General features: G+C 70.2%; 14 protein-coding genes. 9 read left to right on the top strand and 5 right to left on the bottom strand.

Features of this window, described 5'->3' with window-relative positions; translation table 11 throughout:
• A complete protein-coding gene (locus tag RR3_RS21620) occupies positions 1 to 477 on the top strand; it encodes a GatB/YqeY domain-containing protein (protein ID WP_064066524.1) in 477 nt (158 codons plus the stop codon).
• Between the two features lie 55 nt (positions 478 to 532).
• On the opposite strand, the gene RR3_RS21615 is transcribed toward RR3_RS21620, so the two are convergent.
• Positions 533 to 2,884, bottom strand: a complete 2,352-nt coding sequence (locus RR3_RS21615) for a penicillin-binding protein (protein ID WP_064066525.1) — start codon at positions 2,882 to 2,884, stop codon at positions 533 to 535.
• Between the two features lie 301 nt (positions 2,885 to 3,185).
• Between RR3_RS21615 and RR3_RS21610 the strand changes: the two genes are divergently transcribed.
• Entirely contained in the window at positions 3,186 to 3,509 is a 324-nt protein-coding gene (locus RR3_RS21610; protein ID WP_026137870.1) for a WhiB family transcriptional regulator, read from the top strand.
• 71 nt (positions 3,510 to 3,580) lie between these two features.
• Here the strand turns inward: RR3_RS21610 and bagB are convergent, their stop codons facing one another.
• Together bagB and bagA are read right to left on the bottom strand one after the other, a co-directional pair.
• A complete protein-coding gene (bagB, locus tag RR3_RS21605) occupies positions 3,581 to 4,720 on the bottom strand; it encodes an ATPase BagB (RefSeq protein ID WP_010595008.1) in 1,140 nt (379 codons plus the stop codon).
• On the bottom strand, positions 4,717 to 5,730 hold the full coding sequence (gene bagA, locus RR3_RS21600) for an ATPase BagA (RefSeq protein ID WP_064066526.1): 1,014 nt from the start codon (positions 5,728 to 5,730) through the stop codon (positions 4,717 to 4,719). Before bagA ends, bagB begins: the two co-directional genes overlap by 4 nt.
• Before the next feature lie 42 nt (positions 5,731 to 5,772).
• Between bagA and sp36 the strand changes: the two genes are divergently transcribed.
• The 3 genes from sp36 to RR3_RS21585 are packed head-to-tail and all read left to right on the top strand — an operon-like array spanning position 5,773 to position 7,270.
• Positions 5,773 to 5,937, top strand: coding sequence for a Sp36 family protein (gene sp36, locus RR3_RS24725; protein ID WP_006945567.1), 165 nt, complete (start codon positions 5,773 to 5,775; stop codon positions 5,935 to 5,937).
• 5 nt (positions 5,938 to 5,942) lie between these two features.
• Positions 5,943 to 6,422 carry a RidA family protein gene (locus tag RR3_RS21590; protein ID WP_064066527.1) on the top strand — a complete coding sequence of 160 codons (480 nt, stop codon included), beginning with the start codon at positions 5,943 to 5,945 and terminating at the stop codon, positions 6,420 to 6,422.
• A 59-nt stretch (positions 6,423 to 6,481) separates the two neighbouring features.
• Complete coding sequence (locus RR3_RS21585; protein WP_064066528.1) at positions 6,482 to 7,270, top strand: MBL fold metallo-hydrolase; 789 nt, start codon at positions 6,482 to 6,484, stop codon at positions 7,268 to 7,270.
• 66 nt (positions 7,271 to 7,336) lie between these two features.
• On the opposite strand, the gene RR3_RS21580 is transcribed toward RR3_RS21585, so the two are convergent.
• Together RR3_RS21580 and RR3_RS21575 are read right to left on the bottom strand one after the other, a co-directional pair.
• Complete coding sequence (locus RR3_RS21580) at positions 7,337 to 8,011, bottom strand: Crp/Fnr family transcriptional regulator (protein WP_003935274.1); 675 nt, start codon at positions 8,009 to 8,011, stop codon at positions 7,337 to 7,339.
• Between the two features lie 213 nt (positions 8,012 to 8,224).
• Positions 8,225 to 8,494: a hypothetical protein gene (locus tag RR3_RS21575; protein ID WP_026137871.1), complete on the bottom strand. Its 270-nt coding sequence runs from the start codon at positions 8,492 to 8,494 to the stop codon at positions 8,225 to 8,227.
• 72 nt (positions 8,495 to 8,566) lie between these two features.
• On the opposite strand from RR3_RS21575, the gene nth reads away from it, so the two are divergent.
• The 4 genes from nth to RR3_RS21555 are packed head-to-tail and all read left to right on the top strand — an operon-like array spanning position 8,567 to position 11,904.
• Positions 8,567 to 9,361, top strand: coding sequence for an endonuclease III (nth, locus tag RR3_RS21570; RefSeq protein WP_026137872.1), 795 nt, complete (start codon positions 8,567 to 8,569; stop codon positions 9,359 to 9,361).
• Positions 9,362 to 9,398: 37 nt separating this feature from the next.
• Entirely contained in the window at positions 9,399 to 10,022 is a 624-nt protein-coding gene (locus tag RR3_RS21565) for a TlpA family protein disulfide reductase (protein ID WP_010595014.1), read from the top strand.
• Positions 10,019 to 10,717: an NUDIX hydrolase gene (locus tag RR3_RS21560; RefSeq protein WP_064066529.1), complete on the top strand. Its 699-nt coding sequence runs from the start codon at positions 10,019 to 10,021 to the stop codon at positions 10,715 to 10,717. Before RR3_RS21565 ends, RR3_RS21560 begins: the two co-directional genes overlap by 4 nt.
• On the top strand, positions 10,714 to 11,904 hold the full coding sequence (locus tag RR3_RS21555) for a MarP family serine protease (protein WP_064066530.1): 1,191 nt from the start codon (positions 10,714 to 10,716) through the stop codon (positions 11,902 to 11,904). The genes RR3_RS21560 and RR3_RS21555 overlap by 4 nt, the downstream gene beginning before the upstream one ends.
• The last annotated feature ends 3 nt before the right edge of the window (positions 11,905 to 11,907 follow it).

Genomic DNA, 11,907 nt, shown 5'->3' with positions numbered 1-11,907 from the left:
ATGTCCGAGACCACGTCCTCGCTCAAAGCCACGCTCCGCGCCGACCTCACGTCCGCGATGAAGGACAAGGATGCGCTGCGCACCAACACGCTGCGCATGTTGCTCGCCGCCGTCCAGACCGAAGAAGTCGCCGGCAAGCAGGCACGCGAGCTCACCGACGAGGAAGTCGTGAAGGTGCTCGCGCGCGAAGCGAAGAAGCGCGGCGAAGCTGCCGAGGTGTACACCGAGAACGGCCGCGGGGAACTGGCGGCGAAAGAGCACGCCGAGGCCCGCATCATCGACGAGTACCTGCCGACCCCGCTCACCGACGCCGAACTGGCCGACGTGGTGGACACCGCCATCGCCCAGGTCGCCGAGGAGCTCGGGGAGCGGCCGGGGCCCCGGCAGATGGGTCAGGTCATGAAGGCGGCGACCGCGATCGCCGCCGGGAAGACCGACGGCAAGCGCCTGTCCGCCGCCGTCAAGTCGCGCCTGTAGACCGCACCTGTAGACGACGGCGCCGCCCGGTCGTCGCGCGACCGGGCGGCGACGGTCATCGTCCCGGGATGGGTGCCGGCGCGGCCGGCACCGTCGTGTCCGGTACCCGGCTCTCGCTCGGCCGCGCCGGTGTCGCACTCGGGCTCGGCGGCGCGGCGCGCACCGACCCGTCGCTGACGAAGATCGTCACCGTCGAGCCCGGGACAGCGGAACCGGACGGCGAGACCGAGGCGACGGTGCCACTGCGGCCTTCCGCCTTGACGGTCGTCTCCGTCACCTGGAACCCGGCGTCGATCAGGCGCTGGCTGGCCTGCTGCCGGTTCAGGCCCACGACGTTGGGGACCTGCGCGTTGCCGGCGCCGCGCACGTACTTCTGATCCACGGGTGGCAGCTCGGTGGGGCCGAACTTGTTCGCGACCGGCAGCAGCGCATCGAACCACGTGCGCGCGGGCTCGGTGCCGCCGAAGAGGTTGCCGTCGTAGCAGGGGCGCACCGGCCCGGAACAGATCTGCCCCGGCGTCGGCGAGTCACCGTACGTGTAGACGGCTCCGGCGAGATTGTTGGTGAAACCGAGGAAGGCCGAGGACATGTGCGACTCGGTGGTTCCCGTCTTGGCGGACACCGGCAGGTTCCAGCCCACCGAGCCGGCCGCGCCGGCCGCCGTGCCGCCGCCCGTGGTGTCCTTGCCCAGGGCGTTGGCGAGCGTGTCGGCCAGGCCCGGTTCGACGACCTGCTCGCAGGCCTGCTGGGTGATCGGCACGGGCTTGCCCTCGCGGTCGAACACGGCGTCGATCGGTGTGGGCGGGCACCACTTGCCGTGGGAGGCGAGCGTCGCCGCGACGTTGGACAGTTCCAGCGGGTTGACCCAGGTAGGTCCCAGGGTGAACGAACCGAGGTGCTGCGCCTTCTGCATCTCGGACATGCTCTGCTCGCCGAAACCGGAGGAATTGGGCTGGGCGTAGGAGCGCAGACCGAGCCGCACCGACATGTCGACGACGGAGTCCACCCCGGTGGCCTCGATCAGCTTGACGAAGGCGGTGTTGGGGGACTGCGCCAGCGCGTCCGTCACCGACAGCTTCGGCGGGTACGGCGCGGCGTTCTCGACGCAGTAGGTGGCCGGCGGGCACCCGGGGGCGCCGCCGTCACCGAGACCGCGGGCGTTGTAGCGGGCCGGCACGTCGAGCACGGCACTCGTGCCGAGGCCCTTCTCCATCGCCGCGGCCACCGTGAAGATCTTGAACACCGAGCCGGCGCCGTGACCGGTCAGCGAGTACGGCTGCGGCTGCACCGTCTGGTTGGCCTCGCCGTCGAGGCCGTATACGCGGCTCGACCCCATCGCGAGGACACGATGCGAATCCTCCCCGGGCCGGATCACGTTCATCACCGTGGCGACGTCCTCGACGGTCGGGCTCGTGAACTTGTCCAGCGACGACTTGACCGAGTTCTGGATCTCGGGGTCGAGCGTGGTGCGGATGAGGTACCCGCCCTTGTCGATCTGTTCGCGGGACAACCCGGCCTCGGCCAGGTACTGCAGCGCGTACTCGCAGAAGAACCCCCGGTCGCCCGCGGCGATGCACCCGCGCGGCAGGGTCTTCGGCTCGGGCAGGACGCCGAGCGGCTGCTCCTTCGCGGCACGGATCTCGGCGGCGCGCTCGGGGATGTTCTGGATCATCGTGTCGAGCACGACGTTGCGCCGCGCCAGCACGCCGTCCGGATTGGTGTACGGGTTCAGCGCGGAGCTGGACTGCACCATGCCTGCGAGCATCGCGGACTGGGTGACGTTCAGGTCCTTCGCGTCGATGCCGAAGTACGTCTGTGCGGCGTCCTGCACGCCGAAGGATCCGTTCCCGAACGGCACGAGGTTCAGGTAGCGGGTGAGGATCTCGTCCTTGGTCAGCTCGTCGTCGAGCGTCAGCGCCATCCGGATCTCCCGGATCTTGCGCGCGGGCGTCGTCTCGATCGCGGCGCGGCGTTCGGCGTCGGTCTTGGCGACCACGTGCAGCAGGTAGTTCTTCACGTACTGCTGGTCGATCGTGGACGCGCCCTGCTCGACCTGCCCGCTGGTGGTGTTGGTGAGGAAGGCGCGGATGGTGCCCTGCCAGTCGACACCCTGGTGTTCGGCGAAGCGCTTGTCCTCGATGGAGACGATGGCGAGCTTCATCTCGTTGGAGATCTGGTCGCTCGGCACCTCGAACCGGCGCTGGTCGTAGAGCCAGGCGATGGGTGTGCCCGCGGCGTCGGTCATGGTGGTGACCGCGGGCACCACCCCCTCGACGAGTTCGGCGGAACTGTTGTCCACCGTGTCCGCGGCGCGGTTCGAGACGTAGCCGAACCCTCCGGCCGCCGGGAACATCACACCGGCCAGCAGGACTCCGCCCAGTGCCGTGCATCCTGCGAGCTTCGCCACCGTTTTTCCGATCGACACGACTACACAGTACGTGCCGCGGCGGAGCACGGACCCCGCCGCACGCGTACCGGTGTCCGCGTTGCGCTGGCGAAAACCCTCCGACGTGCAGTGATGCACGGGCGTACCAGAAAAGTGTTTCTCCACCTTGCGCACGGGGAACTCTTTACCTAGATTGAGTCCTCAGTGTGATGCAGATAACACCTGAATAGGAATGTGGCGCAGAACGGTCGTGCTAGGCCGTCGATACTGCGTGCCTTCCAGGACCCCGTGACACGGCGTTCGGAGAGTAAGGGGCAACTGAATGCACATGACCACCCCGATGGCCCGGCTCGACGTAGACCAAGCAGAAGCACGCATCGCATGGGTATCGAAAGCCCGATGCCGTGAAGTGGACCCCGATCAGTTGTTCGTCCGTGGCGCCGCCCAGCGCAAGGCCGCAGTCATCTGCCGGCACTGCCCGGTGATGCTCCAGTGCGGCGCCGACGCCCTCGACAACCGCGTCGAATTCGGCGTCTGGGGCGGGATGACCGAACGTCAGCGCCGGGCGCTGCTCAAGCAGCATCCCGAAGTCGACTCCTGGGCCGACTTCTTCGAGGCTCAGCGTCAGCACCAGAACGCCGTCTGACCGATCGGCCGTCCGACCGATCAGCCGTCCGACCGACCAGCCGTCCGACCGATCAGTGGGAACCCGCGAGGTCATGCCTCGCGGGTCATCTGATCGGCCACGGCGCGCAGTGCCTCGAGATCCGAGACCTCGAAGGGCAGCGACGGTACGCCGACGACCGGCACCCGCGGATGCGCACTCGTGAATCGAGCCAGCAGCCGCAGCTCCCGCTTCGCCGTCACCGCCCGGTGCGCGTGGACCCGCAGCACGGCCTCGGCCGGCGCGTTCTCCTTCCGGCCCTGCTCCTCGAGCAGATCCGCCGCGGTCAGGGCGTGGTCGGCCGGTAGCGAGGACAGTGTCGGATGCGTGCGGTTGAGGATCAGCCCCGCGAGCGGCATGCGGTCCTCGGACAACCGCTCGACGAAGAACGATGCTTCCCGCAGCGCGTCCGGTTCGGCGGCCGCGACCACCATGAAGTGGGTGCCCGGCTGCTGCAGCAACTGGTAGGTGCGGTTCGCCCGCTCCCGGAACCCGCCGAACATCGAATCCAGGGACTGCACGAAAGCGGATGCGTCCGAGAGCATCTGGCTACCGACGATCGTTGAGACCGCTTTCAGGGCCAGGCCCATGGCGCCCGTCACCAACCGTCCCAGCCCCCGCCCCGGCGCGGTGAACATGCGGATCATCCGGCCGTCCAGGAACGCGCCGAGCCGCTGCGGTGCATCGAGGAAGTCCAGCGCATTGCGGGACGGCGGGGTGTCGACCACGATCAGATCCCAGGCGTCGCTCGCCGCGAGCTGCCCGAGCTTCTCCATCGCCATGTACTCCTGAGTGCCGGAGAACGACGAGGCCACGGTCTGATAGAACGGGTTGTCGAGGATCTGCTGCGCCTTTTCCGGTGTCGAGTGCTCGAGCACCATGTCGTCGAAGGTGCGGCGCATGTTCAGCATCATCGCGTGCAGCTCGCCCTTCGCGCCCGGCCCCAGCTGCACGAGCTGCGGACTGTTGTCGAGGGCCTGCACACCCAGCGCCTGAGCCAGCCGCCGGGCCGGATCGATCGTCAGCACCACGACGTTGCGGCCCTGCTCTGCGGCCCGCAGCGCCAGCGCCGCAGCGGTCGTGGTCTTGCCGACCCCGCCCGCGCCGGTGCACACGATGATGCGCGACGAGGGGTCGGCGAGGATGGACCGGACGTCGAGCGGCGGCGCATGGTGCGCCCGCGGCGCGGTCACCGCACGCCCTGTTCGCCGAGCTGCTCCGCGAGCTCGTACAGCCCGCCGAGATCCACGCCGTCCGCCAGCGCGGGCAGATGCATTCGTGCCACGTTCACCTCGTCGAGTTGGGCGGCGCTGACCTGCTGCGCCTGCAGGGTGGATGCATGCTCGATCGTCTCGGTCAGCAGACCGGCGAAGTCCGATTCGTCGAGCGCGACCCCCGCCCGGTCGAGTCCCTCGCGTACCGCGGCCGCATCGATCCGGCCGGCCGCCGCCTCGTCCACCATCTCCTCGGGCAGGAAGTCGGGTGCGGTCCGGTTGACGATCACGGTACCCAGCCGCAGGTCCGCCGCGAGCAGCTCGCTCACCGCGTCGGAGGTTTCCTGCACCGGGAGCGCCTCGAGCAGCGTGACCAGGTGGACCATGGTCTCGTCGGAGTGCAGCAGCCGCACGACCCCCTCGCTCTGGGAGCGGATCGGACCCGACTTCGCGAGGTCGGCCATCGCCTTGGTCACGTCGAGGAAGCTGCCGATGCGGCCCGTCGGCGGGGAGTCCACCACGACCACGTCGTACACGGGTTCCCCGGTGCGGTCGGTGCGCACCACGGTCTCCTTGATCTTGCCGGTCAGGATCACGTCCCGCAGACCCGGCGCCAGCGTGGTCGCGAACTCGATGGCACCGATCCGGCGCATCGCCCGCCCCGCGAACCCGAGGTTGTAGAACATGTCCAGGTACTCGAGGAAGGCCGTCTCGATGTCGATGGCCAGGGCGTACACGGCGCCGCCGCTGTCCGTCGTGGCGATCTTGGTTTCGACCGGCGGCAGCGGCGGCACGTCGAACAGCTGGGCGATGCCCTGCCGTCCCTCCACCTCCACCAGGAGCACCTTGCGGCCCCCGGCCGCCAGCGCGAGGGCCAGCGCCCCCGCGACGGTCGACTTACCGGTGCCACCCTTGCCCGAGACGAAGTGCAGCCGCGCCTGCGCGGCCTTCGCCGGCCAGACGTCGTGTTCAGCAGTCGTTGATGCCACGACGTCGAGCCTATAAGTCCGGTGCGCATATAGGGTCGAGACATGAGCGAATTGACAACGTGGGAGTACGCGACGGTGCCCCTGCTGACCCATGCCACGAAGCAGATCCTGGACACGTGGGGAGCCGACGGCTGGGAACTCGTCTCGGTGCTTCCGGGACCCACCGGCGAGCAGCACGTCGCGTACCTCAAGCGCCCGAAGGGCTGACGGGCGTGGCAACAGGGGATTCCGCCGGGCAGAGCTGGACGGCACGGCTCGCCGAACTGGGCCTGAGCCTGCCGCCGGTGGCGGCGCCCGTCGCCGCGTACGTTCCCGCCGTCCGCACCGGTGACCACGTCTACACCTCCGGCCAGCTGCCGTTCGTCGACGGCGCGCTGGGCCTCGTCGGAAAGGTGGGTGCCGACGTCGCGGCCGAGGACGCGAAGGCCGCGGCGCGCATCGCCGCGCTCAATGCGCTGGCCGCGGTGGACGACCTCGTCGGCATCGACAACCTCGTCCGCATCGTCAAGGTCGTGGGCTTCGTCGCATCGGCGGAGGGTTTCACCGGTCAGCCGGGTGTGATCAACGGCGCATCCGAACTCCTCGGTGAGGTGTTCGGGGAGGCGGGCGTGCACGCCCGGTCCGCCGTCGGCGTGGCCGAGCTGCCGCTCGGCGCACCCGTCGAGGTCGAGATCGTCGCCGAGGTGCGCTGACGGATGCGGGGTGGACCGGATCTAGAGTGGGACGCACCCCACATGGAGGAGGCCGGATCGTGACGCTGGTTCACCCCGCGTACGCCCAGTTGCGGCAGGTCACCGCCAACGCCGCGGTGGTGCTGGCCGAAAACCCGTCGATGATGACGCTCGACGGCACCAACACCTGGATCCTGCGGGCCCCCGGCAGCGACGAATGCGTCGTGGTCGATCCGGGCCCGCTCGACGAGGCGCACCTCGCCCGCGTCGCGCGCGTTCCCGTGGCGTTGACGCTGGTCAGCCATCGGCACGGCGACCACACCGACGGCGCCGGCCGGTTCGCCGAACTCACCGGCACCCAGGTACGGGCCGTGGATGCCCGGCACCGGCACGGCGGGGGAGCGGGCCTGGCCGACGGCGAGGTGATCGAGGCGGCCGGGCTGCGGATCCGGGTGCTCGCGACGCCGGGCCACACCGCGGACTCGTTGTCCTTCGTCGTCGAGGACGACCGCAGCGTGCTCACCGCCGACACCATCCTCGGCCGGGGCACCACCGTTCTCGACGACTCCGACGGCGACCTCGGGGACTACCTCGGGTCGCTCCGCCGGCTGATCGACCTGGGTGGCGGCTACACCGTTCTGCCCGGTCACGGACCGGATCTGCCCGACCTCAAGACCGTCGCCCGCGGCTATCTCGCCCATCGGGAGGAACGGCTCGACCAGGTGCGGGCCGCGTTGCGAGTGCTCGGGGACGACGCCACGCCGCGATCCGTCGTCGAGCACGTGTACGCCGATGTGGACCCGTCGCTGTGGCCGGTCGCGGAGAAGTCGGTCAACGTCCAGCTCGAGTACCTGCGCAGTTTCGCCTGACCTGGGACGACCCGAGGCCGGTGCATCGACGATGCACCGGCCTCGGGTCGTTCGGAAGGGGTGGGCCTACCGCGCGCGGCGGGCGAGGCGCTCCGAGTCGGAGATGAGCACGCTCTTGCCCTCGAGCCGCAGCCAGCCGCGGTGGGCGAAGTCGGCGAGCGCCTTGTTCACGGTTTCGCGGGAGGCGCCGACGAGCTGTGCGATCTCCTCCTGGGTCAGGTCGTGCGTGACGCGCAGCGCGCCCGCCTCCTGGGTGCCGAACCGCTGCGCGAGCTGCAGCAGAGCCTTCGCGACGCGACCGGGCACGTCGGTGAAGATCAGGTCGGCCAGGTTGTTGTTGGTGCGGCGCAGGCGGCGCGCGAGCACGCGCAGCAGCTGCTCGGCGATCTCCGGGCGCTGATCGATCCAGGCCTTGAGCGCGTCGCGGTCCATGCTCACGGCGCGGACCTCGGTCACGGTCGTCGCGGTGGAGGTGCGCGGGCCCGGGTCGAAGATCGACAGCTCGCCGAACATGTCGGACGGACCCATGATGGTCAGCAGGTTCTCGCGCCCATCCGGGGAACGGCGGCCGAGCTTCACCTTGCCGGAGACGATGATGTACAGGCGGTCGCCCGGCTCACCCTCGTTGAAGATGACATGTCCGCGGGGGAAATCGACCGGCTGAAGCTCTTTGACCAGCGCCGCAACCGCCGAGGGTTCGACTCCTTGGAAGATGCCTGCTCTGGCCAGGACGTCGTCCACGTGCGCTCCTTTGAGGGTAATTCTCGTCGTCATGCTGCCGGGTCCGCACGACGTCCACGGGCGCCCGGACAGGCCACCTGCAACGCGTACGGAATCGAAGTCTACTGTGCGCGCCCTCGGCACGAGTGATTGACACCACGACAACCGTCGTGCCGTTCCCGCGGCAGCGCCCACGCATTCTACCGATGCGTCCCGGAATCAGCTCGCGCGGCATCAGCTCGCGCGGCGCTCCCCTATGTCGGACTCCGCGTCGTCGAACTCCATGACGAGGACCCGCCGCCGGCGGCGGTGGAACCGGGCGAGAGCGTGGGGGAATCCCTCCCTGGCCAGGGTGGCGACGTCGTCGTGGCTCGCCTTGTCGAGGAACTCCTCGACCTCCTGCTGGCGAACGGACAGACGGCTCAGCCGGGACTCGACCCGCTCCATCGCCAATGCGAACAGCATGAGCAGGACGGGGAAGAGCACGACAGCAAGAGCTTGCATACCGGGAAGTAAACACAAGAAAGGTCTCAGATGCGACACAGCGCCGAATCCGCGACGGGCCGGGTACGTACAGTGGAGCAGGTGCATGCGACCCCGTCCGAGAGTCCCGACGTGCGCCGACGACGCGCGTCCGGAGGCGAGCGCCCACCCGAGAGTCGGCTCGCCCTCGTGCGCCGGGCGCGTCGCATGAACCGGCGGCTCGCCGAGGCGTTTCCCCACGTGTACTGCGAACTCGACTTCACCACGCCACTCGAGCTGGCGGTCGCCACGATCCTGTCCGCCCAGTGCACGGATGTGCGGGTCAACCAGGTGACCCCGGCACTGTTCGCCCGCTACCCGGATGCCCGCGCCTACGCCGAGGCCGACCGCGCCGAGCTCGAGGAGTACATCCGGTCCACCGGCTTCTACCGCAACAAGGCCAACTCCCTGATCGGGCTCGGCCAGGCCCTGCTCGAGCGGTTCGACGGCGAGGTGCCACGCCGGCTCGAGGATCTCGTCACACTTCCCGGATTCGGGCGCAAGACCGCCAACGTCGTCCTCGGCAACGCGTTCGGCGTTCCCGGCATCACCGTCGACACCCACTTCCAGCGCCTCGTGCACCGCTGGAAGTGGACCGGGGAAACCGACCCGGTCAAGATCGAACACGCCGTCGGTGCGCTCGTCGAGCGCAAGGAATGGACCCTGCTCTCGCATCGGGTGATCTTCCACGGCCGGCGCGTGTGCCACGCCCGCAAACCCGCCTGCGGCATCTGCGTACTGGCCAAGGACTGCCCGTCCTACGGCATCGGACCGACCGACCCCGTGACCGCCGCCGCGCTGGTGAAGGGACCGGAGACCGAGCACCTGCTCGAGCTGGCCGGACGGTGACCCGGTGCAACTGACCCGCGCAGGCCGCTGGAGCCTGGTGGCACTCGTCGTCGTGGTGGCGCTGATCGTCGCGATCTGGCCCCGCGACACCGACGATCCGGCACCGCCCGTCGACGGTGCCCGGCCGGCCGCGGCGCCGGTGGACCGCCGGGCCCAGGACACCCCCGAGGCCCTCGCGCCGCTGCGTGCCGCGGCGGCGCTCGAGGCCTGCCCGGCCCCGGCCGGGAACGGAGCGGGGCCGCTTGCGGGGCTGCGGTTCGAGTGTCTCGGCGACGGCAGCAGCGTCGACCTGGCGGCCGCGCTCGCGGGACGGCCCGCCCTAGTGAACCTGTGGGCGTGGTGGTGCGGGCCGTGCGCCGAAGAACTGCCCTACCTGCAGGAGTACGCGCAGCGTGCCGGGGATGCGGTCACGGTCGTCACCGTCCACACCGATCCCAACGAGGCCAACGCCCTGTCCCGGCTCGCGGAGTACGCCGTGCAGCTGCCGGGGGTGCAGGACGGGTCCGCGCGGGCGCAGGCCGCGGTGCAGTCGCCGCCGGTGCTGCCGGTGACGGTGCTGCTGCGGCCCGACGGTTCGGTCGCCAAGGTGCTGCCCCAGCCGTTCCGCAGCGCCGACGAGGTCGCCGCCGCCGTGGAGTACCACCTGGGAGTGAAGGTATGACGCCGTACTGGCTGCGCCACGTGTCCACCGTCCTGCCGAGCGATCCGCACCGGGTCAACCCCGTGCTCGACCGCCGGGCTCCGAGCGGGGTTCCCGTTCGTCCCGCGGCCGTGCTCGTACTGTTCGGCGGCTCGCCCGAACCCGATCCCCTGGCCCGGGGCGGACTGCCCGCCGACGCGGACGTCCTGCTCACCCAGCGGGCGCCGACGATGCGTCAGCACAGCGGACAGGTCGCGTTCCCCGGTGGTGCCGCCGACCCGGAGGACGACGGCCCGGTCGCGACCGCGCTGCGCGAGGCGCAGGAGGAGACAGGCCTCGACCCCGCGGGTGTCCGCCCGCTGACGGTGCTGCCGGAGATCTTCATCCCGCCGTCCGGGTTCGACGTCACCCCGGTGGTGGCCTTCTGGGAGAAGCCCACTCCCATCGGGGTGGTCGACCCCCGCGAGGCGGTCCGGGTGGTCCGGGTGTCCCTGCACGACCTGCTCGACCCGGACAATCGCTTCCAGATCCGGCACGAGCGCGGCTACCAGGGACCGGCGTTCCTGGTGGAGGACATGCTCGTGTGGGGATTCACCGCGGGGATCCTGGCAGGCCTGTTCGCGGTGTCGGGCTGGGAGATCGAGTGGGACCACAGCGACATCCGTGACTTCGACGTCACGCTCGTCGAGCTCGAGACAGGGGTGGTCGAACCGTGACGCCGTCCGGATGGATCGATCTGCTCATCCTGCTGGTCGTGCTCGTGGCCGCGTCGTCCGGCCTGCGGCAGGGCGCGGTGGCGTCCGCGCTGGCGTTCCTCGGCGTGGTGCTCGGCGCGGTCGCCGGCATCCTCATCGCCCCGCACGTGCTCGTGCATGTCGAGGAGGGACGGATGCGGATCCTCGCCGGGATCGCGCTCATCGTCGTCCTCGTCATCATCGGCGAGGTCGCGGGCATGGTGCTCGGCCGGGCGGCCCGGAGCAACATGCACAGCCCCGTCGCGCGGGGCGTCGACAGCGTGGTCGGGGCCGGCCTGCAGGCCGTGGCGGTGCTGGTGGCGGCATGGCTGCTCGCCATACCGCTCACCGCCTCGTCCCAGCCGGAGATCTCCGCGGCCGTGCGCGGGTCCCGGGTGCTGAGCACGGTCGACGTGCTGGCCCCGGACTGGTTGCGCGGGGTCCCGAAGGAGTTCTCTGCGCTGCTCGACACCTCGGGCCTGCCGGACGTCATCGGCCCGTTCGGACGCACCCCGGTCGCCGAGGTGGAGCCACCGGACCCGAGTGTGCTCGCCAGTCCCGTCGCGCTCGACCTGCACCCGAGTGTGCTGCGCATCAACGGCATCGCGCCGACCTGCCAGCGCGCGCTCGAGGGCTCAGGGTTCGTCGTCGCGCCCGAACGCGTCATGACCAACGCCCACGTCGTCGCCGGCACCTCGGCAGTGTCGGTGCAGACGCTGGGCGGGGCGCTCGACGCCGAGGTCGTGCTGTTCGATCCCGCGGTCGACGTCGCGATCCTCTCGGTGCCGGGACTCGACGTGGCACCGCTCGAATTCGCCCCGGCCCCGGCCGACTCGGGGCAGGACGCCCTCGTCCTGGGCTATCCCGGCGGCGGCCCCTACACGGCGAGTGCCGCGCGCATCCGGGAGACGCTCGACCTGCAGGGACCGGACATCTACCGCTCGGGCACCGTCGAGCGAGAGGTGTACACCGTCCGCGGGTCCATCCGTCAGGGCAACTCCGGCGGTCCGCTCGTCGACGAGCAGGGCCGGGTCCTGGGTGTCGTGTTCGGGGCGGCCGTGGACAACAGCGATACCGGATTCGTGCTGACCGCGGCGGAGGTCGGCAGCCAGCTGGCACTGGCCGACGATTCGTTCGCCGCGGTGGCGACGGGGACCTGCATCGCCTGAATC

It is taken from the genome of Rhodococcus ruber NBRC 15591, from assembly GCF_001894945.1.
In the GTDB taxonomy this organism is placed as follows: Bacteria; Actinomycetota; Actinomycetes; order Mycobacteriales; family Mycobacteriaceae; genus Rhodococcus; species Rhodococcus ruber.
The sequence above is the reverse complement of the archived record's forward strand: the minus strand, read 5'-3'. Positions and strand labels throughout refer to the sequence as shown.

Bases quoted from the DNA above. Each gene is read 5' to 3' on its own strand.
- RR3_RS21620 (WP_064066524.1), top strand. From the start codon at position 1: ATGTCCGAGACCACGTCCTCGCTCAAAGCCACGCTCCGCGCCGACCTC.
- RR3_RS21610 (WP_026137870.1), top strand. From the start codon at position 3,186: ATGCACATGACCACCCCGATGGCCCGGCTCGACGTAGACCAAGCAGAA.
- sp36 (WP_006945567.1), top strand. From the start codon at position 5,773: ATGAGCGAATTGACAACGTGGGAGTACGCGACGGTGCCCCTGCTGACC.
- RR3_RS21575 (WP_026137871.1), bottom strand. From the start codon at position 8,494: ATGCAAGCTCTTGCTGTCGTGCTCTTCCCCGTCCTGCTCATGCTGTTC.
- RR3_RS21560 (WP_064066529.1), top strand. From the start codon at position 10,019: ATGACGCCGTACTGGCTGCGCCACGTGTCCACCGTCCTGCCGAGCGAT.